This is a genomic window from Lysobacter gummosus (assembly GCF_001442805.1).
Lineage (GTDB): Bacteria > Pseudomonadota > Gammaproteobacteria > Xanthomonadales > Xanthomonadaceae > Lysobacter > Lysobacter gummosus.
Genome location: NZ_CP011131.1, coordinates 198,638 through 221,352 on the forward strand (window position 1 = coordinate 198,638; position 22,715 = coordinate 221,352).

General features: G+C 66.6%; 17 protein-coding genes. 13 read left to right on the top strand and 4 right to left on the bottom strand.

What is annotated here, in order from left to right:
- The first annotated feature begins 35 nt into the window (after positions 1-35).
- From LG3211_RS00825 to LG3211_RS00840, 4 genes are all read left to right on the top strand, one after another.
- Positions 36-2,108: a tetratricopeptide repeat protein gene (locus tag LG3211_RS00825; protein ID WP_057941182.1), complete on the top strand. Its 2,073-nt coding sequence runs from the start codon at positions 36-38 to the stop codon at positions 2,106-2,108.
- A gap of 175 nt (positions 2,109-2,283) precedes the next feature.
- Complete coding sequence (locus LG3211_RS00830; RefSeq protein WP_057941183.1) at positions 2,284-2,910, top strand: YbhB/YbcL family Raf kinase inhibitor-like protein; 627 nt, start codon at positions 2,284-2,286, stop codon at positions 2,908-2,910.
- Between the two features lie 102 nt (positions 2,911-3,012).
- Positions 3,013-3,486: an RDD family protein gene (locus tag LG3211_RS00835; protein ID WP_057941184.1), complete on the top strand. Its 474-nt coding sequence runs from the start codon at positions 3,013-3,015 to the stop codon at positions 3,484-3,486.
- A 161-nt stretch (positions 3,487-3,647) separates the two neighbouring features.
- Positions 3,648-4,112 carry an RDD family protein gene (locus tag LG3211_RS00840; RefSeq protein ID WP_057941185.1) on the top strand — a complete coding sequence of 155 codons (465 nt, stop codon included), beginning with the start codon at positions 3,648-3,650 and terminating at the stop codon, positions 4,110-4,112.
- 23 nt (positions 4,113-4,135) lie between these two features.
- On the opposite strand, the gene LG3211_RS00845 is transcribed toward LG3211_RS00840, so the two are convergent.
- The 3 genes from LG3211_RS00845 to LG3211_RS00855 form a co-directional block, all read right to left on the bottom strand.
- Positions 4,136-4,972 carry an META and DUF4377 domain-containing protein gene (locus tag LG3211_RS00845; RefSeq protein WP_057941186.1) on the bottom strand — a complete coding sequence of 279 codons (837 nt, stop codon included), beginning with the start codon at positions 4,970-4,972 and terminating at the stop codon, positions 4,136-4,138.
- A 100-nt stretch (positions 4,973-5,072) separates the two neighbouring features.
- Positions 5,073-5,588 (bottom strand): DUF2750 domain-containing protein, encoded by a 516-nt coding sequence (locus tag LG3211_RS00850; RefSeq protein ID WP_057941187.1) that lies wholly within the window; start codon positions 5,586-5,588, stop codon positions 5,073-5,075.
- A gap of 32 nt (positions 5,589-5,620) precedes the next feature.
- Positions 5,621-6,427, bottom strand: coding sequence for an undecaprenyl-diphosphate phosphatase (locus LG3211_RS00855; RefSeq protein WP_057941188.1), 807 nt, complete (start codon positions 6,425-6,427; stop codon positions 5,621-5,623).
- Between the two features lie 286 nt (positions 6,428-6,713).
- Between LG3211_RS00855 and glnA the strand changes: the two genes are divergently transcribed.
- The 8 genes from glnA (at position 6,714) to LG3211_RS00895 (ending at position 18,824) form a co-directional block, all read left to right on the top strand.
- A complete protein-coding gene (glnA, locus tag LG3211_RS00860) occupies positions 6,714-8,123 on the top strand; it encodes a type I glutamate--ammonia ligase (protein WP_057941189.1) in 1,410 nt (469 codons plus the stop codon).
- 264 nt (positions 8,124-8,387) lie between these two features.
- Positions 8,388-8,846: a GNAT family N-acetyltransferase gene (locus tag LG3211_RS00865; protein WP_057941190.1), complete on the top strand. Its 459-nt coding sequence runs from the start codon at positions 8,388-8,390 to the stop codon at positions 8,844-8,846.
- A gap of 199 nt (positions 8,847-9,045) precedes the next feature.
- Positions 9,046-9,855, top strand: coding sequence for a TorF family putative porin (locus LG3211_RS00870; protein WP_083512208.1), 810 nt, complete (start codon positions 9,046-9,048; stop codon positions 9,853-9,855).
- Between the two features lie 37 nt (positions 9,856-9,892).
- Positions 9,893-10,231 carry a P-II family nitrogen regulator gene (locus LG3211_RS00875; protein WP_057941192.1) on the top strand — a complete coding sequence of 113 codons (339 nt, stop codon included), beginning with the start codon at positions 9,893-9,895 and terminating at the stop codon, positions 10,229-10,231.
- A 64-nt stretch (positions 10,232-10,295) separates the two neighbouring features.
- Positions 10,296-11,639, top strand: coding sequence for an ammonium transporter (locus LG3211_RS00880; protein ID WP_148649154.1), 1,344 nt, complete (start codon positions 10,296-10,298; stop codon positions 11,637-11,639).
- Between the two features lie 516 nt (positions 11,640-12,155).
- Positions 12,156-13,553, top strand: a complete 1,398-nt coding sequence (locus tag LG3211_RS00885; protein WP_057941193.1) for a S8 family peptidase — start codon at positions 12,156-12,158, stop codon at positions 13,551-13,553.
- Positions 13,554-14,097: 544 nt separating this feature from the next.
- Positions 14,098-16,740: a TonB-dependent receptor gene (locus tag LG3211_RS00890; protein ID WP_235112428.1), complete on the top strand. Its 2,643-nt coding sequence runs from the start codon at positions 14,098-14,100 to the stop codon at positions 16,738-16,740.
- A 521-nt stretch (positions 16,741-17,261) separates the two neighbouring features.
- Positions 17,262-18,824, top strand: a complete 1,563-nt coding sequence (locus tag LG3211_RS00895) for a sodium/sugar symporter (protein ID WP_057941195.1) — start codon at positions 17,262-17,264, stop codon at positions 18,822-18,824.
- Between the two features lie 125 nt (positions 18,825-18,949).
- On the opposite strand, the gene LG3211_RS00900 is transcribed toward LG3211_RS00895, so the two are convergent.
- Positions 18,950-19,975, bottom strand: coding sequence for a LacI family DNA-binding transcriptional regulator (locus tag LG3211_RS00900; RefSeq protein ID WP_057941196.1), 1,026 nt, complete (start codon positions 19,973-19,975; stop codon positions 18,950-18,952).
- A gap of 133 nt (positions 19,976-20,108) precedes the next feature.
- Here LG3211_RS00900 and LG3211_RS00905 point away from each other — a divergent pair, with 133 nt between their 5' ends.
- Positions 20,109-22,709 (top strand): glycoside hydrolase family 3 protein, encoded by a 2,601-nt coding sequence (locus LG3211_RS00905; RefSeq protein WP_083512210.1) that lies wholly within the window; start codon positions 20,109-20,111, stop codon positions 22,707-22,709.
- Positions 22,710-22,715 lie beyond the last annotated feature (6 nt).

The following is a 22,715-nucleotide window of genomic DNA, read 5'->3' on the forward strand; positions in this document are numbered from 1 at the left end:
AATCCCCCTCCTCTTATCCCGTCCGAAGCACACGAATGTACGAACCCATTCTCGACGCGCTGCGCAGCGGCACCCCCGCCGAAGCGCTGGCCGCCGCCGAACAAGCGCTGAGCACCGACCCGCAAGACGCCGGCCTGCATCGCCTGCACGCCGCCGCCCTGCGTCTGAACGGCGATCGCGACGGCGCCGTGGCGGCCCTGGATCGCGCCATCGGCCTCACGCCCGAGGATGCGCAACTGCATCTGGAACGCGCCGGCGCGCTGCTCGACGGCCGCCACCTCGACGAGGCCCAGGCTTCGCTCGCGCGCGCGATCGGGCTGGACCCGAACCAGTTCCCGGCCTACGTCGTCAAAGCGCAGCTCGCCATCGTGCGCGGCGACCTGGAAGATGCCGAGCGCCTCGGCCGCACCGCCGCGCGCATCGCTCCCAATCACCCGCAGGTCGCCGCCATCGAAGGCGTGCTGGCGCTGCGCCGCGGCGACGCCGACCGCGCCCTGGCCATCCTCAGCCACGCCGCCTCGCTGGCGCCGGACGATCCGCAGGTGCTGCACGGCCTGGGCTTCGCCTATCTGGCCAAGGGCCATCTGGCCTTCGCCGAACAAGCCTTCACCGCGCTGGCCGAGCGCAGCCCGGACCAGCCCACGCTGCAATTGCTGATCGCCGATCTGCTGCGCCTGCAATCGCGCTATGCCGAAGCCGCCGATCGCATCGCGCCGGTGGCGCAGCGCGAAGACGCCGGCTTCGGCGTGCGCCGCTGGGCCGGTGAGCTGGAACTCGACGCCGGCCGCAACGACCGCGCCCTGTCGCTGCTGCGCGAGGCCTTCGACGATCAGCCTTACGATCCGCGCACGCTCAACGCGATCATGGAAGCCTGGCGCCGCCTCGGCGCCGTCGACGACGCGCGCCAGTCGCTGGAATCCGCGCTCACCCAGCATCCGCAGCAGCAGGACCTGTGGCGCGCGCGGCTGGTGCTGGAACCGTTCGGCGAGCCCTCGGCGCTGGCGATCCTCGACCGCTGGCAGCAGGCCATGCCGGAAAACCTCGCGGCGCTGGAAGCGCGCGCGGCGGTGCACGATCAACTGGGCGAGCACAGCCAGGCCGAGGCCATCGCCGAACGCATCGTCGAACTCAGTCCGGGCGATGTCGCCGCCGAGATGCGCATCGTCCAGGGCCTGACCGAACGCGATCCCGACGCCGCCGCCGAGCGCATCGAGCGCCTGATCGGACAGGCCGTCGATCCGGCCGCCAAGCGCGAGCTGCGGCAGTTGCTGGGCCGCACTCTGGATCTGGCCGCGCAGCCCGAAGCGGCCGCGGCGACCTGGGCCGAGCTTCACGCGGAAGTCGTCGATCAACGCCTGCCGTTCAACGCCATCAGCGCGCGCAGCGCCGGCGACTGGCCGGCGATGAGCACCATCGCCGAAGGCACCCGCGGCATCTTGCTGCTGTGGGGCGCGCCGGGTTCGCGGGTGGAACGCATCGCCCAGGTGCTCGGCGCGGTCGGCGCGCCGCTGCTGGTCGATCGCTACGGCCCGCAGCCGCCGACCGATCCGATGCAGCGCTACGGCACGGTCGAGGAACTGCTCGCCGGCACGCTCGATCCGGCCTTCCTGATCAAGATGTACCGCGCCGCCTTGCCCGCGCGCGGCGCCGCCGACGGCCCGGTGTTCGACTGGCTGCTGTGGTGGGACAACGCGCTGTTGCGCGCGTTGCGTCCATATCTGTCGGAAGCCTTCCTGCTGATTCCGATCCGCGATCCGCGCGACATGCTGCTGGACTGGCTGGCCTCCGGCAGCCCGACGCCGTATGCGCTGCCCACGCCGGAAGACGGCGCGCGCTGGCTGGCGCAGTGCCTGGACCAGATCGCCGATCTGCACGAAGGCAATCTGTTCCCGCACAACCTGGTGCGCCTGGACGAAACCGGCGAAGACCCCGGCGCGATCGCGCAGATCATCGCCGACACCCTGCGCGTGCAGGTGTCGCTGCCCGGCGGCATCGCGATGAGCGAGCGCCTCGGCAACGGCCGTTGGCGCGCCTACCAGGGCGCGCTGGGCGAAGCGTTCGCGTTGCTCGCGCCGGTGGCCAAGCGTTTGGGCTATCCGCAGGCCTGAGCGCGCGCCGGTAGCGACGGCCGCTGCGATCGACCACCCGGTTCGCGGCGGCCGGCTACGGAATACTTCGCCGGGCGGATCGATCCATGGCGGATCGATGCCGCGCGTTATCGTGCACCCTCACTGTCTTGGTGCGATGCCCGCACCGCGAATCAGCAGCGCCCAGGAGCCCTTCATGCGCATTCACAGCAACAGCTTCCAGCACCGTCAACGCCTGCCGGCCGAATTCGCCGCCGGCCAGGCCAGCGGCGACGGCTATGGCTTCGCGCCGAACCGCAATCCGCATCTGGCCTGGGATGAGGTACCGCAGGGAGCGCGTTCGTTCGCGCTGGTGTGCATCGACCCGGACGTGCCGACCGTGGCCGAGATGGTCGGGCGCAGCGACGTGCAGATTCCCGAGCATCAGGTGCGCACCGATTTCATCCATTGGGTGGTCGCCGACATCGCCGCCGACGTGCGCGAGATCGCTGCCGGCAGTTGCAGCGACGGCGTGACCGCGCACGGCAAGCGCGATCCGTCCGGCCCGCGCGGCTCGCGCCAGGGCCTCAACGACTACACCGGCTGGTTCGCCGGCGATCCGGACATGGCCGGCGACTGGCACGGCTACGACGGCCCGTTCCCGCCGCCGAACGATCTGCGTCTGCACCGCTATTTCTTCCGCGTGTTCGCGCTCGACGTGGAGCGGCTGGAACTGGACGCGCGCTTCACCGCCGCCGACGTGTTGAACGCGATGCAGGGCCATGTGCTGGGGGAGGCGTCGATCTACGGCACCTACTCGCTCAACCCCGCGGTGAAGGGCTGAGCCAGTGAGCGCGACGCGAGTGGAGCGCCGATCCGGCTTGCCTTTGACCGACCGCGCCGGCGCCGATCCGCGGCGCGCGGCGATTCTCCACCGAGCGACGAAATGAACGACCCGCACAACCCCTACGATGCGCCGCAGACCCAAGTGCGCGCCGAACGCATCGCGCAACTGGTCACCGCCACGCGCGGCCAGCGCCTGATCAACTACCTGATCGACTCGCTGGCCTGCGTCGCCTTGATCGTCTGCGCGCTGACGCTGTACACCGCTTACGATCCGGCCGTGGTGAACTCGCTGCGCGAGCCGAACATGCTCCGCGACTGGGTCATGACGCCGATCGCGCTGCTGATCTACTACGTGCCGATGGAAGGCATGTTCGGCGTCACCCTGGGCAAGCTGGTCACCAATACCCGGGTGGTGGACGAACAAGGCCGCCCGCCGAGTTGGGGCCAGGTGTTGGGCCGCACCGCCGCGCGGCTGATTCCGTTCGAACAATTCACCATCCTGTTCTCCGGGACCGAACGCGTCGCCGCCTGGCACGATCGCCTGCCCAAGACCCTGGTGGTGCGGGCGCGCTGAAGCGTGTTCATCCGCGCATCTGGCGACCGAACGCGGAACGCGCCATCGGCCTCGTTGCGCCGGCCGCGGGCGCGGCTTAGAGTCGCCGCAAAGCATTCGCAGGCCGGATTTAGTTGAAGCGCCGTGGACAGCGCGGCCATACAAGGAAGCAGGTTGAAGCCATGAGCGACGAACACAATCCCTACCAGGTAGTCTCGCGCGTCAGCGCCGCACCCATCCCGACGGCGTATGCGCAGGCCGGCTACGAGGCCGCCGGCTACGGCCGGCGTTTCGCCAACTACTTAATCGATTCGACGATCGCCGGCATGATCAAGGTCGCGATCATAATCGTCGTCGGCCGCTCGGCGATCTATCACTCGCCGCTCAAGGACGTGTTCTTCACCTTCGCGATAATAATGGTCTACTACATCATGATGGAGGGCTTGTTCGGCGCGACCGTCGGCAAGTTCGTCACCGGCACGCGCGTGGTCGACAACGAAGACCAGCCGCCCGGTTGGGGCAGCATCATCGTGCGCACCCTGGGTCGCTGCATTCCGTTCGAGCCGTTCTCGATCTTCTTCTCCGGCGAAGATCGCATCGCCTGGCACGACCGTCTGTCCGAGACGCGGGTGGTCAGGAAGTCCTGACCAACCCGGCTCGCGATACGTACTTACCTGGCTGGAACCAGTTCGCTCTCGACCACCATGTCGAGCACGTACGCCACCGACGACGCATCGGCCGGCGGGTTCTTGATGTCGAACTTCTTGATCCGTACGACGTTGCGCACGCCGGCTTCGTGCGTGTAGCCCTCGATGTCCTGGTAGAGGAAATGCCAGTCCTCCGTCGGTGCCAGGGCGACGCCGTTGGCGTCGTACTTGCGCTCGCGCACCCACAGGCACTGGTAGTCGCGCATCAGCGGATGCGGGCAGCTGCGGCGCTGCGCGTCGACTTCCAGGAACATCGTCGTGCCGGCGCCGCCGTAACGCGTTTCCGGCGTCGGCTGGCCGCTCAGGACCAGCTTGCTGCCCGAGGCGGTGGTCAGCAGCAGGCGCGGTTGCTGCGCCTGGCCTTCGATCGCGAACTGGGTGCTGCCTTCGAGCTGCTTGGAAATCTCGCTGTCCATCTGCATCAGGCGCTGGTCCTGGCAGGCCATCAGCGTGGTCTGGAAATTCTTGACCTCGATCTTGTCGCCCTTGAGCGCATAGGTCGCGCCGACGTGATTGCAGCCGCCGGACACGCCCAGGCGGTCCTTGAGGAAGCTCAGCTGCAGGCCGTACTTGCCTTCGCGCTGCAGCACGCCGATCGGCTTGCCGGTAGCGTCGCTGGCGGTGTCGAGGTTCCAGCGATAGGCGCCCAGGTCGATGGACGAGTGGGCGGCGCCGGTGCTGGCGGAATCGCCGGCGGGCGCGGCGGCGTTGGCGTTGTTATGCGAGGGCGCGGCGCAGGCGGCGAGCAGGGCCAGCGACAGCGCGGCGGCGGAGAGGACGAGCGGGCGGGTGATGTTCATGGGGCGCAATGATCCGGGTTGCGTTGCGAAGACAGGATCAACGGGCCGGCGCGGGCGATGGGGTTGCGCGCGTTCAGCGGGCGGTCGGCGGCGCCGGCGCTCAGGACTTGGGCGGCTTGGCGAACTTCTGCATCAGCTCGCGCTGCGCGCGTTCCAGATCCAGGCCGCCGCTGCCGTCGGCCTCGTCGTCCACGGCGTCGTCGTCGAGCGCGGCATCCTCCGCGATCACCTCATCGATATGCGAAAGCAGCAGTCCCGCATCGACCGTCACGCTCTGCATGCGGTCGCTGGGAAACACGCCGACGGCGACCTTGGCCTGCATCAGCGCGGCGGCGGTGTGCTCGCGCCACGCGCCCAGCTCGCGCTCGGCCGGGGCGTACTCGCGCAACTGCGGCGCCTGCGCGAGCGAGGCGCGCGCGGTCGCGGCCGAGGGCCAGGCCGGCAGCAGTTCCTGGCCGTCTTCGTCGAACAAGGTCAGCACGAACTCGCCCGACATCGCGATCCAGAAGCGCCCGGTGCGCGCCACCGATTCCAGGAACGCGGCGTAGCGCTCCGGGCTGGACAGTTGGACGTACTCCAGCAACTGCTGTTCGGCGAGGCGGTCTTGTTCGTTCATCGGCGAGGTTCCGGCAAGGGATCGGCTGCGGATCAGCTGCCCGAGGGCATCAACAGCAGCAAGGCCGCGCCGAAGGCGAGGCGGTAGATCGCGAACGCGGTGAAGCGATGGCTCTGGATATAGCGCAACAGCCACTTCACCGCGATGAACGCGGTCACGGCCGAGGCGATGAAGGCCACCGCGAGCGCGCTCCAGTCCTCGCCGGCCGCGGCCGGGGTGCCGGCCACGTGCATCAGCTCGTAGCCGGTGGCCGCGAACATGGTCGGGATGCCGACCAGGAAGGCGAACTCGGTCGCCGCCGCGCGGCTGGTGGTGCCGGCCAGCAGGGCGATGAAGATCGTCGCCGCCGAACGCGAGGTGCCCGGGAACACGCCGGCCACGACCTGGGCCACGCCGACCAGCGCGGCCACGGTCCAGGTGATTTCGCTGCGTTCGCCCAGCGCGGCCGCGCGCTTGGCGGCGAAATGCTCGGCCGCGATCATCCACACGCCGCCCAGCACCAGCGCCCAGGCGATCGGGGTGACGTGGTCGGGCAGCTGGAAGCCGGCCTTCTTGACCGCGACGCCGAGCACCGCGGTGATGCCGAAGGCCAGGCCGAGCTTGAGCAGGTAGTCGAGGTTGTCGCGGCGGGTGAAACCGGTCGCCAGCCCCCACAGCCGCTTCCAGTAGATGACCACGACCGCGAGGATCGCGCCGGCCTGGATCGAAATATTGAACAGGTCAGAGCGGGCGCCGAGCCAGTGCTGCGCGATCAGCAGATGCCCGGTGCTGGAAATCGGCAGGAATTCGGTGATGCCTTCGATGATGCCCAGGAGGAGGGCGGCGAGCAGATCGGTCATGAGGGGCCGGGATTCGGGATGGGGGATTCGGGATTCGCCAAAGCCAGTGGCGAGGCGGCGGGCAGGATAGCCGAAATGGCTTTGATTCAATTTGGTGCGTAAGCTGATTTTATCGCACCAAACTAGTTCATTGCTGCGTTGCGTCACGCTTCTATTTCATATAAATCATGAGCTTGGAGCGGTTGGAAAGTTGGCACGCGCTTTGCATTCCCTATCGGCAGACGGCCTCAAAGCCCTCGCTTTGCACGAATCCCCAATCCCGCATCCCCAATCCCGGACCCAATCCATGTCTCTCGAACACGTCGAAAAGCTCGTCAAGGATCACAAGGTCGAATTCATCGATCTGCGTTTCACCGACATGCGTGGCGTCCAGCACCACGTGACCTTCCCCAAGTCGATCGTCGAGCCGGCGCTGTTCGAAGACGGCAAGATGTTCGACGGCTCCTCGATCAGCGGCTGGAAGGGCATCAACGAGTCGGACATGATCCTGCTGCCCGACGCTTCGACCGCGGTCCTGGATCCGTTCACCGCCGATCCGACCCTGATCCTGACCTGCGACATCCTCGACCCGGCCACCATGCAGGCCTATTCGCGCGACCCGCGCGGCGTGGCCAAGCGCGCCGAGGCCTATCTGAAGTCCAGCGGCATCGCCGACCAGGCCTTCTTCGGCCCGGAACCGGAATTCTTCATCTTCGACTCGGTGCGTTACGCCAATGAGATGGGCCACACCTTCTTCCACATCGATTCGGAAGAAGCGGCGTGGAACTCGGGCAAGGAATACGAAGGCGGCAACAGCGGCTACCGTCCGGGCGTGAAGGGCGGCTATTTCCCGGTCGCGCCGCTCGATTCGCTGCACGACATCCGCTCGGAGATGTGCAAGACGCTGGAAGCGGTCGGCATCGAAGTCGAAGTGCACCACCACGAAGTCGCCAACGCCGGCCAGTGCGAGATCGGCACCAAGTTCAACTCGCTGGTCGCCAAGGCCGACGAGCTGTTGACGATGAAGTACATCATCAAGAACGTCGCCCATCGCAACGGCAAGACCGCGACCTTCATGCCCAAGCCGATCGTCGGCGACAACGGCAGCGGCATGCACGTGCACCAGTCGCTGGCCAAGGGCGGCGTCAACCTGTTCTCCGGCGACGGCTACGGCGGCCTGTCGCAGATGGCGCTGTGGTACATCGGCGGCGTGTTCAAGCACGCGCGCGCCATCAACGCCTTCACCAACTCCGGCACCAACAGCTACAAGCGCCTGGTCCCGGGCTTCGAAGCCCCGGTGATGCTGGCCTACTCGGCGCGCAACCGTTCGGCGAGCTGCCGCATTCCGTACGTGGCCAACCCGAAGGCGCGCCGCATCGAAATGCGCTTCCCCGATCCGATCCAGTCGGGCTACCTGACCTTCGCCGCGCTGATGATGGCCGGCCTGGACGGCATCAAGAACCAGATCGATCCGGGCGCGCCGAGCGACAAGGATCTGTACGACCTGCCGCCGGAAGAAGAGAAGGGCATCCCGACCGTGTGCCATTCGCTCGACCAGGCGCTGGAAGCGTTGGACAAGGATCGCGAGTTCCTCAAGGCCGGCGGCGTGTTCACCGACGACTTCATCGACGGCTACATCGCGTTGAAGATGCAGGAAGTGACCAAATTCCGCGCCGCAACTCACCCGCTCGAATACCAGATGTACTACGCCGTCTAAAGAAGTTGCTGCATATGTGTATCGGGTCTTCGGACCGGCGGATGTCCGGCCCGGTCCTTGCGGACCGGGCGCTCACCGGGCCGGAATGCGCTTCAACGCATTCCGGAAAGCTCCCGGTTCGCCCGCTCGAATGCCAGATGTACTACGCGGTCTGAAGCAGTCCAGGCGCGCGCACAAGGTCCGCAACGGCAAGATTCCGCGCCGTTGCGGACCGATGCGCCGCGCGATTCGCAGCACCGTCGTGAACCAGGAGAGCAACGCCCGATGCACATCCGTACCGGCGAACTCGACCATCCCGAAGTGATCGCGCTGTTGCGCGAACACCTGCAGGGCATGGCCGAACTGTCGCCGCCGGAAAGCGTCCACGCGCTCGATCTGGACGGGCTCAGGCATCCGGACATCACGTTCTGGAGCGCCTGGGGCGAAGGCGATGATCTGCTCGGTTGCGGCGCACTCAAGCGGCTCGACGACGGGCATGGGGAAATCAAATCGATGCGCACCGCCAGTGCGCATCGACGTCGCGGCGTCGCCGCGGCGATGCTCGAACACATCCTCGGCGAGGCCGGCCGGCGCGAGTATCGGCGGCTGAGCCTGGAAACCGGCTCGATGGATGGATTCGAGCCGGCGCGCAGCCTGTACGCGCGTTACGGCTTCGACTACTGCGGGCCCTTCGCCGGATATCGCGACGATCCCAACAGCGTGTTCATGAGCAAAGCGTTGTAACCCACACACGGCCCGAGGCGAATGCCCCGGGCCGTTTTCGTTTTCCACTCACAACCCATGAGGACACGCACGACGGGCCAAGCCCGCCGCGGGGCGGCTTGTTTCCGAAAAACCGCGAGGGCGCCAACGAAGCGCCCCGCGATCACCGCGCACATCGCAATGACCGGGGAGGGGCCACCGCTTATGAGGAGCCTGCGTCATGTCGTCTCATCTCAAGACTGAAAACCACAACGCCGCTCACGCGGTGCACGCCCATGCCGTCGCCAAGGCGACGCTCGCACTCGCGCTCGCCTGCGCCGCGCTCGCGGCTACGCAAGCGCGCGCCGGAACCACGGGCTCGATCAGTCTGACCTCGGACTACCTGTTTCGCGGGGTCTCGCAGACCAATCAGGAGCCGGCTCTGCAGGGCGGTATCGAATACGCGCACGACAGCGGTTTCTACGTCGGCGCCTGGGGCAGCAACATCAGCTGGCTGTCGGACACGGTGGTCGTCGGCGACGACATCTCCAGCAGCCTGGAACTCGACGGTTATCTGGGCTATCGCGGCAAGGCCGGGGAGATCTTCTCGTACGACGTCGGCGTGTTGACCTACTACTACCCGGGCGACTACCCGTCCGGCTTCAACAGCCCGAACACCACCGAGATCTATCTGGGCGGCACGCTCGCGCCCAGCGAAACGGTGTCGGTCGGCCTGAAGTACTCCTACGCCGTCACCGATCTGTTCGGCTACGCCGATTCCGACGGCAGCGGCTATATCGACGCCAACCTCAACTGGACCTTCCAGCCGGGCTGGACGCTCAACCTGCACGGCGGCAAGCAGTGGATCGAGAACAACGAGGCCTTCGAATACACCGACTGGAAGCTCGGGGTGACCAAGACCTTCGAAAGCGGCTTCTCCGTGGCCGCCGCCTACAGCGACACCGATGCCGAAAAGGCGCTCTACACCAACGCCCACAACAACTTCCTGGCCGACAGCGCCTTCACCTTGACCGTTAGCAAGGCGTTCTAACGCTGCGCGCATTGATCGAAACCACCGGAGCCGCGAGATGAAACTGATCACCGCCATCATCCGCCCGTTCAAGCTCGACGAGGTGCGCGAAGCGCTGACCGAAGTCGGCGTATCGGGCATCACCGTCACCGAAGTCAAAGGCTTCGGGCGCCAGAAGGGCCATACCGAGTTGTACCGAGGGGCCGAGTACGTCGTCGATTTCCTGCCCAAGCTGAAGATCGAATGCGCCGTGCCCGAGAGCCTGCTCGACGCCGCGCTGGAAGCGATCCAGAACGCCGCGCGCACCGGCAAGGTCGGCGACGGAAAAATTCTCGTATTACCGGTGGAAAGCGCGGTGCGCATCCGCACCGGCGAGCTCGACGACGATGCCCTCTGACCCCTGCCTGCGAGAGACGAACATGAAGTACGACACGATGCTCGAACCCCGCTCGCGCGAGCGGATGCTGCGAACCCTGGCCTGGAGCGCGTTGCCGGCGGCGGCCTTGCTCGCCCTCGCCCCTGCGCATGCGCAGGAAGCGGCGGCGGCCGCGGAAGCGGCCAAACCCATCGTCGATAAAGGCGATGTCGCCTGGATGCTGACCTCGACCTTGCTGGTGCTGTTAATGACCGTACCGGGCCTGGCGCTGTTCTACGGCGGACTGGTGCGCTCCAAGAACGTACTGTCGGTGTTGATGCAGGTGCTGGCGGTGTTCTCGCTGCTGGTCTTGCTGTGGGTGGTCTACGGTTATTCGCTGGCCTTCAACGGCGGCAACGCCTTCATCGGCAACCTCGACAAGCTGTTCCTCAAGGGCGTGAACAAGGAATCGCTGGCGGCGACCTTCAGCGCCGGCGTGTCGCTGCCCGAATATGTGTTCATCGCCTTCCAGTCGACCTTCGCCGGCATCACCGGCGCGCTGATCGTCGGCGCCTTCGCCGAGCGCATCAAGTTCTCGGCGGTGCTGCTGTTCTCGGTGCTGTGGTTCACCTTCGCCTACCTGCCGATCGCGCACATGGTCTGGTACGGGCCGGACGGTTTCCTGTTCGCCAAGGGCGCGATCGACTTCGCCGGCGGCACGGTGGTGCACATCAACGCCGGTGTCGCCGGCCTGGTCGGCGCCTACTTCGTCGGCAAGCGCGTGGGTTACGGACGCGAGGCGATCAAGCCGCACAACGTCACCTTCACCATGATCGGCGCGTCGTTGCTGTGGGTGGGCTGGTTCGGCTTCAACGCCGGTTCCAACCTGGAAGCGACCGCGGGCGCGGCGCTGGCGTTCCTCAACACGCTGCTGGCGACCGCGGCGGCGGCGTTGGCCTGGAGCCTGGTGGAGAAGGTGATCAAGGGCAAGCCGTCGATGCTCGGCGGCGCCTCTGGCGTGGTCGCCGGACTGGTCGCGATCACCCCGGCCTGCGGCACGGTCGGCCCGTTCGGCGCGATCGCCATCGGCGCGATCGCCGGCGCGGTGTGCGTGTGGGGCGTGCACGGGCTCAAGCGCCTGCTGCGCGCGGACGACGCGCTCGACGTGTTCGGCGTGCACGGCCTGGGCGGCATCATCGGCGCATTGCTGACCGCGGTGTTCAGCGCGCCGGCGCTGGGCGGATTCGGCTTCGGCGCGGGCAACGACAGCATCGCTTCGCAGCTGGGCGTGCAGGCGCTCGGCGTCGGCATCACCATCGTGTGGTCGGGCGTGGTGTCGGTGGTCGCGTTCGCGATCGTCAAGCTGGTGATCGGCCTGCGCGTGCCGGAAGAAGCCGAGCGCGAAGGCCTGGATATCACCACGCACGGCGAGTCGGCGTACGAGAGCTGATCGGCGAACCCCTCTCCCGTATGCGGGAGAGGGGGCAGGCCGGGTGCGTGCGATGCGCCTCGCGGCGACGCGGACGTTGCAGGCAAGAATCAAAAATGGATTCCGGCGCAAGCTCGAATCCATTTTTTTTCCCGACGCCCATCGATCCGGCCACCGCGCCACTCTGGGTTGGGTAATCGATTTCCGCACGATTCACGCGCTATCGCCGCTTCACAATGCGCGTCGCAGTTTGCTTTTCGCCGCTTGCGCGCTCACGCGCCGATTCATGCAATCGGCGCAGTGACCGATGCGCAATCCATGATCCGCATCAACGAACGCGATGTGACGAATAGTCTTTTACGCGTTGTCGAATAAATATTTCCGCCTAGTCTGCCTAACGCGGACATAGCGCTGTCCGCCGACACGTCCGGACGCGCTCGCGTAAGGCAACGTCATTCCAACATGCTCGATCGCGAGAGGGGACCAGGACGGTTCCGCCGCATCTGCGGCTCAACGAAACCTCACGGGAGTTTCGCAATGGCTCAGCAATCCAAGTATTTCCGCCCGCACCTGCTGGCGGCCGCCACCGTTTGCGTCATCGTCACCGCGCCGGCCTTCGCCGCCGACCGCGTCAACCTGACCAGCCTGGATCCCCAGCAGCCGGTCGCCGGTTTCATCGTTGCGTACAAGTCCGGCACGCCCAAGGGTGTGGATCTGCAACGCCAGCTCAGCACCGCGGTCGGCACGCTGGGCCAGAAGGGATTGACGATCAAGCACGTGCGCGCGGTATCGACCGGCGGCGAGCTGATCGAAGTCAACCGTCCGCTCGACGTGGTCGAGGCGACTACGCTGATGCAGCAGATCGCGGCCGATCCCGATGTCGAGTACATCGAACCCAACTCGATGTTCTACCCGGCGCTGACCCCGAACGATCCCAGCTATCCCTCGCAATTCGGCCTGGGCGGCACCTGGGGCATCCGCGCCAACACCGCGTGGGACAACACCTATCAGGGCCAGGGCAAGATCATCGCGGTGATCGACACCGGCATCACCAGCCATCCCGACCTCGCGCAGAATCTGACCTCGCCGACCGGTTACGACTTCATCAGCAACGCCGCCGCCGCGCGCGACAGCAACGGCCGCGACGCCAATCCGGCCGACCAGGGCGACTGGACCACCGCCGGTCAATGCGGCGCCGGCCGTCCGGCCACCAACTCCAGCTGGCACGGCACCCACGTGACCGGCATCGCCGCGGCGGTGACCAACAACGCGGTCGGCGTGGCCGGCACCGCGTTCAAGGCCAAGGTGCTCAGCGCGCGCGTGCTCGGCGCCTGCGGCGGCACGCTGGTGGATATCGCCGATGCGATCACCTGGGCGTCGGGCGGCACCGTCAGCGGCGTGCCCGCGGTCGGCGTCAACAAGGCCACGGTGATCAACATGAGCCTGGGCGGCGGCGGCGCATGCAGCTCGACCTTCCAGACCGCGATCAACGGCGCGGTGGCGCGCGGCGTGACCGTGGTGGTGGCGGCCGGCAACAGCAACGCCAACGCTTCGGGCTTCCAGCCGGCCAGCTGCGCCAACGTGATCACGGTCGGTGCCACCACCTCGGCCGGCGTGCGCGCCAGCTTCTCCAACTGGGGACCGCTGGTGGATGTGGCCGCGCCGGGCCAGAGCATCTTGTCGACGCTCAACTCCGGCACCACCGTACCCGGCGCGGCGAGCTATGCGAGCTACAGCGGCACCTCGATGGCCTCGCCGTTCGTGGCCGGCGTGGTCGCGCTGATGCAATCCAAGCCGGGTGTCGACCGCACGCCCGCGCAGGCCGAGGCGATCATCAAGGCGGTGGCGAACATCACCCCGTTCCCGGTGGTGCAGAGCCCGGCGATCGGCTCGGGTATCGTCAACGCGGATAAGGCCACCGACGCCACGCCGTGATCGCGGCGCGACCCGGCCGACGGCAACGGCCGGGTCGGGCTTGAAGCGAACGATCGCACTGGCGATCTTGAACCCCGGCTTCGGCCGGGGTTCTTCGTTGCGCCGCCGCGCCTGCGACGACAGCGAGCGCATCGGCCGTGATGCATTGCGCAATCCGGCGCCCGAGCGGAAATTCTCCCGCGTGCGCTCGCACCTGCGCGCGGACGCGACTTAGGTCTGAACCTGTCGTCTTCATCGAAGCGGCGAATGCGCGCAACGCGCGCATGAACGGGCCGTGCGCGTGATTCGCATCACGCAACCGCCGGACCACGCTGCCTGTTGCGCGGCAACGACGGTTGCGCCGCGTAACCATGCTGCATCGCCGCATGCTGTCCGTTTTGTTGACAGCGCTGTCATGGCCGCGCTACAAGCTGTCCCGCACCAACGGCAGGCTTCCGCGCGAAGCGTGAGCGCCGGATGGCCGCAACACCCACAACATGATCGGCCGCGAAGCCGACCCCGGGGAGGGGATGTTCTGATGATCGTGCGTAACCGCTGTTCGAGTTTGAGCCTTGCCGTCTTCGCCGCCCTGATCGCCAGCAACGCCGCTGCGCAGGACGCCGCGCCCGCCGACGCGCCCGCGCGCGAGTCCGCCGCCGGCAAGGACGCGACCGATCTGGATTCGGTGATCGTCACCGTCGAACGCCGCGCGCAGAGTCTGCAGAAATTCGCCGGCACCGCGCAGGCCCTGTCGCAGGACGATCTGCGCGGCCTGGGCATCAACAACGAACTGCGCCAGATCCAGGTCGCCGTGCCGGGCCTGAGCATCGCCAACCAGGAAGGCGCGACCGAAGTCTTCATCCGCGGCGTGGGCTCGTCGAACAACACCGAACTGGGCGATCCGGGCGCCGCGCCGCACGTCAACGGCGCCTACATCCCGCGTCCGCGCGGCCTGGGCGCGATGTTCTACGACCTGGAACGCGTGGAGATCAACAAGGGCCCGCAAGGCACCCTGCGCGGCCGCAACGCGCTGGCCGGCACGCTCAACATCATCACCAAGAAGCCCGAGCTGGGCGGCGATTTCAGCGGCTACGTGCAGGGCGAGGTCGGCAATCGCGATCAGAAGGGCTACGAGACCGCGGTGAATTTTCCGCTGGGCGAATACGCCGCGTTGCGCTTCGCCGGTTATCACGTCGAGAAAGAGGCCGGTTTCAAGAACGCCGGCCTGTGGCAGCACATCCAGCCCGCCGGCATCCAGGACGACAGCGCCGGACGCCTGTCGTTCCTGTACGAGCCCGACGACAAGCTGTCGGTGTTCGCCATGCTCGACGTCGGCCGCGAGCTGGGCACCGGCTATCCGGGCGCGGGCGTGTTCGAGGCGGCCAGGGCCGGCTTCAAGCCCGACGACATCGACATGCGCGCGGTGGTGTACCGCGGCGCGCAGGGCAAGGTCGATAACAAGCTGTGGGGTTTTCAGGGCACGGTGCGCTACGACTTCGGCGGCGTGAACCTGGAATACAACGGCAGCTATCGCGACGTCGACTACTTCCAGATCAACTCCGCCGCCGACGGCAACACCTGGCCGGGCCGCGATCTGCGCGAGCGCCCGCCGGGCCAGCCGGCGACTTGGGGCGGCATCGACTACGACAACTTCGGCACCAACTATCTGCAGGCGCGTTCGCAATCGCAGACTCACGAGCTGCGCCTGTCGTCCGACGACGATGCGCGCTTTCGCTGGACCACCGGCGGCTTCTACTTCCACGAGAAGCAGCAGGTCGGCTTCATGGCGCTGGCCGACAAGGGCGCGTTCTATTCGGGCACCGAATTCACCATGCCCGATGTGGACGGCAAGTCGTGGGCGGTGTTCGGCGACGGCACCTTCGATGTCAACGACCGCCTGCGCGTCAAGGGCGGCCTGCGTTACACCGACGAGCGCAAGTCGCGCGACGGCATCGGCGGCAACTGGACCATCGGCCTGGGCGGCGACGGCGGTGTGTTCCAGACCCGCCTGGGCACGGAAGGCTTCATGCCGAGCTTGCTCAATCGCCCCAGCTTCAACACCACCGGCCTGGTCACCGACGCCGACAAGGCGCGTTATCTGCTGGACGGCATCCTGCGCGCCGGCGCGCGCGACACGATGCAGCAGCAGTTGCAGGGCATCGTCGATGGCAGCCGCCCGAACGGCACCTGCATCGATCGGCCCGACATCGGCGGCAACACCGTCAACTGCCCGGCCAACGGCCAGCACAGCTTCATCTCGCTCGGTATTCCCTCCGAGCAGCACGGCTCGAGCGCATTCGATTTCCTCGACTGGCGCCTGGGCTTCGAATACGACCTGAGCGACCGCAACCTGCTGTACGCGACGGTCTCCACCGGCCACAAGGCCGGCGGTTTCAACGACAGCTTCGACGTGAATGTCATCCCGGAAACCTACAAGCCGGAGAAACTGACGGCGCTGGAAATCGGCTCGAAGAACTCGTTCGAATTCTTCGGCCGCACTTCGACCTTCAACGTCAGCGGTTTCTATTACGACTACCAGGACCAGGTGTTCCAGGACCTGACCACGATCGCGTTCGACCCGGACGGCAGGCCGAACGGCTTCGCCCTGGTCAACCGCAATGTCGGCAAGTCCGAGCTGTACGGCATCGAGGCCGAGAGCCGGCTGCGCCTGGGCGCGGGGTTCACCCTCGACCTCAACGCCTTGTACCTGAAGACCGAGATCAAGCAGGGCATGGTCGCCGACGTGCGCAGCCAGGACTTCGGCAACGGCGGCATCACCTCGCAGATCGACCTGACCGGCAACGAGTTGCCGCTGTCCTCTGAATTCACCTTCAACGCGCGCCTGCAGCAGGCGATCGATTTCAGTCGAGGCACTTTCGACTGGCAGATCCTGGCCGCGCATCGCTCCTCGTTCTTCCTGACCCAGTACAACGACCGCGACGTGACCTTCCTGCGCGACGCCTCCGGCGCGGTGGCCCGGGTCGAGGACGCGGCCACCGCCGGTTTCCCGGACAAGCAGAAGGGTTTCACCCAGGTCAACGCCGGCATCGGTTTCAGCTCGCTCAGCGGTGCCTGGCGGGTGGAAGCGTGGGGCAGCAACCTGACGAACAAAGACGTATCGCAGAAGGCGTTGGTGGGTTCGGGCGTGAACACGCGTTTCCTCAACGACGCGCGCAGCTACGGCGTGCGGGTGCGCTGGAACTTCTGATGACGGCATCGCCGCGTCCCACCCTCGCCGCTCCGGCTTGCGCGCGCGTAGCTTCACGGCGCGCGGGGCCGGGGCTGCGGGGTGTCTGCACAGGTCGTCATTCCCGCGAAGGCCGACTCCGCTTTACTTCGACGCAGTCGAACATCCAAAGACTTCAGAGTCATCCTTCCAGAACGTCATTCCCGCGAATGCGGGAATCCAGAGACTTCAGCGAGGTCCCTCCAGGCCGTCATTCCCGCGAATGCGGGAATCCAGCGACTTCAAACGTTCTCGCACGAAAGGCACTGGATTCCCGCGTTCGCGGGAATGACGATAGGTGAGATGCGAGGCGGCTGATACGCAAGCGACAGCACACGGCAACAACACACAAGCAGCAGCAGGCAGGCAACAGCAGGCAGGCAACAACACTCCAGCAGTACGCATCAGCAGTAACGCATCAGCATCAGCAGCAACACACCAGCAACAAAGCACCGCGCACGAGCAACGACCTCCTCAATCCCGCCCAGACCCAGCGGAGCTCCATGAAACTTCCCTTGCTCGACACCCTGATCGTCCTGATCTACCTCGCCGGCGTGTTCGCTCTCGCGCAATGGGTCTCGCGCGAAAAATCCGGGCACGAGAAAACCGCGAAGGACTACTTCCTGGCGAGCAAGGCGCTGCCATGGTGGGCGATCGGCGCCTCGCTGATCGCGGCCAATATTTCCGCCGAACAGATCATCGGCATGTCCGGCTCGGGCTACGCGCTCGGCCTTGCGATCGCGTCCTACGAATGGATGGCGGCGGCCACCTTGCTGGTGGTCGGCAAGTTCTTCCTGCCGGTGTTCCTGCGCAACGGCATCTACACCATGCCGCAGTTCCTGCAGGAGCGTTACGGCAATCGCATCCGCACGCTGATGGCGGTGTTCTGGCTCGGCCTGTACGTGTTCGTGAACCTCACCTCGATCGTGTGGCTGGGTTCGCTGGCGGTTTCGCAAGTCACCGGCATGGACCAGATGCTGGCGCTGACCTTGCTGGGCGCGTTCGCGCTGGCCTATCAGCTCTACGGCGGCCTGAAGGCGGTGGCGCTGACCGATATCGTGCAGGTGACCTTGCTGGTGCTCGGCGGCCTGCTGGTCGCCGGCCTGACCCTGAGCAAGATCGGCGACGGCGCCGGCGTGATCGCCGGTTTCGACAAGTTGATCGCGACCCATCCGGATCACTTCAAGATGATCCTGTCGCCCGACAATCCGCACTATAAGGACCTGCCCGGCATCGGCGTGCTGCTCGGCGGCCTGTGGGTGATGCACGTGAGTTACTGGGGCTTCAACCAATACATCATCCAGCGCGCGCTGGCGGCCAAGGATCTGCGCGAAGCGCAGAAGGGCATCGTGTTCGCCGCCGCTCTGAAGATCATCCTGCCGATCATCGTCGTGCTGCCGGGCATCGCCGCGGTGATGCTGGCGCCTGGGCTGAAGCGTTCCGACGATGCGTATCCGGCGATGATGTCGCTGCTGCCCAGCGGCGTGCTGGGCCTGGTGTTCGCCGCGCTGGTGGCGGCGATCGTGGCTTCGCTGGCTTCGAAGATCAATTCGGTCGCGACCATCTTCACTCTGGATTTCTACGCCAAGTACCGGCCGCAGGCGAGCGAACAGCGGCTGGTGCGGGTGGGCCGCATCGCCGCGGCGGTCGCGATCGCCATCGCCATCGTCACCGCGCGGCCGCTGATCGGCGGTTTCGATCAGGGCTTCCAGTACATCCAGGAATACACCGGTTTCTTCACTCCGGGCATCGTGGTGATCTTCCTGTTCGGTCTGTTCTGGAAGCGCGCCAACGAAGCCGGCGCGCTGGCCGCGGCGATCGGTTCGTTCGTGCTGTCGGTGGCGCTGAAGCTCGCATGGCCGGAACTTCCGTTCGTCAATCGCGTCGGCGTGGTGTTCGTGCTGGCCGCGGCGTTGGCGGTGATCGTGTCGCTATCGACACGCTCCGGCGCCGGCCACGACCGCATCCAGAGCGACGGCGTCAGCTACGCCACCACGCCCTCGTTCAACGTCGCCGCGATCGCCGTGGTCGCGATCCTGATCGCGCTGTACGCGCTGTTCTGGTGAAGGCGGGGGCGCGTGCCGTCCAGGTTTCGCGCGTCGTGCGCGAGGGCGCGGTGCGCGCGCGAAGCGGTGCGATCGCGATCGGGCCCGATGCCGCGGCGTCGGACTCGCATTCGGCTCAGGCGATTTCAGCGCCGCCGCGCGCGGCCTTTGTCGATCGGCCCGGTGGACTGGCGCAGCTGCAGCTCGTAGCCGGCGGTGATCATCTGGCCGCCGTCGGGCGCCTTGATCCGCTTGAACAATTCATTGGTGGCCAACCGGCCCATTTCGCGGGTGGGCTGGCGCACCGTGGTCAGCGGCGGATAAATCTGCCGCGAGATCGGCGTGTCGTCGAAGCCGCACACCGACACGTCGCCGGGAATCGACAGGCCCATTTCGCTGGCGGTGCGGATGGTGCCGGCGGCCATGTCGTCGTTGGCGGCGAAGATCGCGGTCGGTGGGTTGTCCATGAGCAGCAGGCGCTGGGCGCAGATCGCGCCGGTGTCGTAGTGGAAGTCGCCTTCCACCACCAGTCCCGGATCGAACTCGATGCCGGCCGCGGCCAGGCCGTCGCGGTAACCGTTCAAGCGCCACTGGCTGGCGCCGTGCTCGGGATGGCCCTTGATATGGGCGATGCGCCGATGCCCGAGCGAGACCAGGTGCGCCATCATTTCGCGCACCGCGCGTTCTTCGTCGAGCACCACGCCGATGCGTCCGCCGCGCAGCTTCGGCGAGATGTTGGCGTAGGGAATGCCGAGCTGGCCCAGGCGCTTCATCAGGCCGGGGTGGTCGGTGAGCGGCGGCGTCAGCACCAGGCCGTCGGCGCGCGAGTGCTGGATGATCTCGTCCACGTGGGCGAGGAACTTGCGCTCGCCGTAGGTGACCGGCGCCAGCATCAGGTTGTAGTGCTGAGCGATGCAGGCATCGAGCATGCCGGCCTGCACTTCCATCAGATAGTTGCTGGACGGGTTGTCGTACAGCAGCGCGACCAGGAACGAGCGCTGTCCGGCGAGGCTGCGCGCCGACGGATTGGGCCGGTATTGCAGCTTGCGCGCGGCGGCTTCCACGCGCTTGCGCGTGTCCTCGCTGACGTTGGGCTCTTGATTGAGCACGCGCGAGACGGTCTTCATCGACACCCCCGCCGCTTCCGCCACATCTTCGATGCGAACCCGCATAACCGGTCGTTTCCCTTGCTGCGCGTTACGCGTATTTTGCCAGAACGCGCGGCCAATACTCATCCATTTCGCCCGGCTTTCGCTATTTTCATGCGCAAGCCGCGCGTCGTTTTCAGGCCACCAGGAGCAGTGCATGAACGCAGAGCTTAGCGCACACGAGCGCGCGGCGATTCTTTCGATCCCATCGCGATATCCCCGGCGCCGGCGGCTGGTCTGCGCGCTGGCGCTGGCCCTGCTGCCCGGGCTGGCGGCGGCCGACGGGGCGCCGGCGGCCGCCGCGACCGTGGACCCGGCGCATTGGGCCGCCCTGAAACCGCCGATCGCGCGCGACGCCCGCCTGGAAAAACGCATCGTCGATCTGCTGGCGAAGATGAGCGTGGAAGAGAAGGTCGGCCAGATCGTCCAGGCCGACATCAACAGCGCCACGCCCGAGGACGTGCGCAAATACCACATCGGCTCGGTGCTGGCGGGCGGCAATTCCGAGCCCGGCGGCATCTCCGAGCCGGGCGGCAATTACGCTGCGGCGCCGCAGGAATGGCTGGAGGTGGCGGACAAATTCTATAAAGCCTCGATGGACGACAGCGACGGCAAGGCCGCCGTGCCGATCATCTTCGGCATCGACGCGGTGCACGGCCATAACAACCTGATCGGCGCGACCTTGTTCCCGCACAACATCGGCCTGGGCGCCACGCGCAATCCCGAGCTGATCCGGCGGATCGGCGCGGCGACCGCGGCCGAGGTGCGCACCACCGGCATGGAGTGGACCTTCGCGCCGACCCTGACGGTGCCGCGCGACGATCGATGGGGCCGCACTTACGAGGGTTACTCCGAAGATCCGCGCGTGGTCGCCAGCTACGCCGCGGCCGCGATCGAGGGCCTGCAGGGCAAGGTCGGCACCAGGCAGTTCCTCGACGGCCGCCATGTGATCGCCTCGGCCAAGCACTTCCTCGCCGACGGCGGCACCTTCGAAGGCCGCGACCAGGGCGATGCGAAAATCAGCGAGCAGGAACTGCGCGATATTCACGGCGCCGGCTATCCGCCGGCGTTGAAGGCCGGCGCGCAGACGGTGATGGCGTCCTTCTCCAGTTGGCAGGGCCAGAAGATGCACGGCAACAAGGCCTTGCTGACCGGCGTGCTCAAGCAGCGCATGGGCTTCGACGGATTCGTGATCGGCGACTGGAACGCGCACGGCCAGGTGACCGGTTGCAGCAACGACAATTGCGCGGCCGCCTTCAACGCCGGCGTGGACATGCTGATGGCGCCCGACAGTTGGCGCGGTTACTACGACAACGCGCTCAAGCAGGTCAAAAGCGGCGAGATTTCGATGGCGCGCCTGGACGATGCGGTGACCCGCATCCTGCGGGTGAAGCTGCGCTTGGGGCTATTCGAAGCCGGCGCGCCGTCGCAGCGGCCGCTCGGCGGCAAGTTCGAATTGCTCGGCAGCGCCGAGCATCGCGCGATCGCGCGCCAGGCCGTGCGCGAGTCGCTGGTGCTGTTGAAGAACGACAGCGGCGTGTTGCCGATTTCGCCCAAGGCGCGCGTGCTGGTGCTCGGCGAAGGCGCCGACAACCTGCCCAAGCAGTCCGGCGGCTGGACCTTGAACTGGCAGGGAACCGGGCTGAAAGCCAGCGATTTCCCGCATGCGCAGTCGATCTGGAGCGGATTGCGCGAGCAGATCCAGGCCGCCGGCGGGCAAGCCGAGCTGGCTGCGGACGGCAAGTACAAGAACAAGCCTGACGTGGCGATCTTCGTCTATGGCGAAGACCCTTACGCCGAATTCCAGGGCGATCTGCGCACGGTGACGTTCCGGCCGACGCGCAATCCGGAGCTGGAAACGATCAAGCGGCTTAAGGCCGAGGGCATCCCGGTGGTGAGCGTGTTCCTGTCGGGGCGGCCGTTGTGGGTTAATCGCGAGATCAACGCCTCCGATGCTTTTGTCGCCGCATGGCTGCCCGGTTCGGAAGGCGGCGGCATCGCCGATGTGTTGCTGCGCAACGGCGCCGGCGGCGTCGCTCACGACTTCAAGGGCAAGCTGTCGTACTCGTGGCCGCGTACGGCGGTGCAGATCGCCAACGTCGGCGACAAGGACTATTCGCCGCAGTTCGCCTTCGGTTATGGCTTGAGCTACGCCAAGCCGGGCAAGGTCGGCGCGCTCGCGGAAGATCCGGGCACGGCCGATATCGATCAGCGCGCGATGCAGTTCCTCGGCCGCGGCGCATTGCCGCGCGGCTGGAAGCTGCGCGTGGATTCGCAGGGCAAGCGCGCCGATGCGATCAAGCCGCCGCTGGCCAGCGCCGACGGCGCGGTGGCGGTGTCGGCGGTCGATTACAAGGCGCAGGAAGACGCCTGGCGCGTGGATTGGAAGGGCGATGCGCGCGTGGAATGGGTGGCCGATACGCCGATGGAGCTGGTGCGCGAAACCAACGGCGATGTGCAGCTGTTGATTACGCTCAAGGTCGATGCGGTCGGCGCCGGCGATACCAATCTGATCGCCGTGTGCACCGGTCCCAAGTGCGAAGCGAAGATGCCGCTCGGCGATATCCTGCGCGGCTTGCCACGCGGGCAGTGGCAGCGCATCGGCATTCCTCTGAAGTGCGTGCGCGCGGCCGGCGCCGACATGGGCAAGCTGGAAGTGCCGTTCGGTTTGCAGGCGTCGAAGGGAACTTCGATCACGCTGCACGAAGTCGCTTACGGCACCGATGCCGAGCAGGTGGTGGACTGCAAGCGGCAGTGACGGCCG

Bases quoted from the DNA above. Each gene is read 5' to 3' on its own strand.
- LG3211_RS00825 (WP_057941182.1), top strand. From the start codon at position 36: ATGTACGAACCCATTCTCGACGCGCTGCGCAGCGGCACCCCCGCCGAA.
- LG3211_RS00830 (WP_057941183.1), top strand. From the start codon at position 2,284: ATGCGCATTCACAGCAACAGCTTCCAGCACCGTCAACGCCTGCCGGCC.
- LG3211_RS00835 (WP_057941184.1), top strand. From the start codon at position 3,013: ATGAACGACCCGCACAACCCCTACGATGCGCCGCAGACCCAAGTGCGC.
- LG3211_RS00840 (WP_057941185.1), top strand. From the start codon at position 3,648: ATGAGCGACGAACACAATCCCTACCAGGTAGTCTCGCGCGTCAGCGCC.
- LG3211_RS00845 (WP_057941186.1), bottom strand. From the start codon at position 4,972: ATGAACATCACCCGCCCGCTCGTCCTCTCCGCCGCCGCGCTGTCGCTG.
- LG3211_RS00850 (WP_057941187.1), bottom strand. From the start codon at position 5,588: ATGAACGAACAAGACCGCCTCGCCGAACAGCAGTTGCTGGAGTACGTC.
- LG3211_RS00855 (WP_057941188.1), bottom strand. From the start codon at position 6,427: ATGACCGATCTGCTCGCCGCCCTCCTCCTGGGCATCATCGAAGGCATC.
- glnA (WP_057941189.1), top strand. From the start codon at position 6,714: ATGTCTCTCGAACACGTCGAAAAGCTCGTCAAGGATCACAAGGTCGAA.
- LG3211_RS00865 (WP_057941190.1), top strand. From the start codon at position 8,388: ATGCACATCCGTACCGGCGAACTCGACCATCCCGAAGTGATCGCGCTG.
- LG3211_RS00870 (WP_083512208.1), top strand. From the start codon at position 9,046: ATGTCGTCTCATCTCAAGACTGAAAACCACAACGCCGCTCACGCGGTG.
- LG3211_RS00875 (WP_057941192.1), top strand. From the start codon at position 9,893: ATGAAACTGATCACCGCCATCATCCGCCCGTTCAAGCTCGACGAGGTG.
- LG3211_RS00880 (WP_148649154.1), top strand. From the start codon at position 10,296: ATGCTGCGAACCCTGGCCTGGAGCGCGTTGCCGGCGGCGGCCTTGCTC.
- LG3211_RS00885 (WP_057941193.1), top strand. From the start codon at position 12,156: ATGGCTCAGCAATCCAAGTATTTCCGCCCGCACCTGCTGGCGGCCGCC.
- LG3211_RS00895 (WP_057941195.1), top strand. From the start codon at position 17,262: ATGAAACTTCCCTTGCTCGACACCCTGATCGTCCTGATCTACCTCGCC.
- LG3211_RS00900 (WP_057941196.1), bottom strand. From the start codon at position 19,975: ATGCGGGTTCGCATCGAAGATGTGGCGGAAGCGGCGGGGGTGTCGATG.
- LG3211_RS00905 (WP_083512210.1), top strand. From the start codon at position 20,109: ATGAACGCAGAGCTTAGCGCACACGAGCGCGCGGCGATTCTTTCGATC.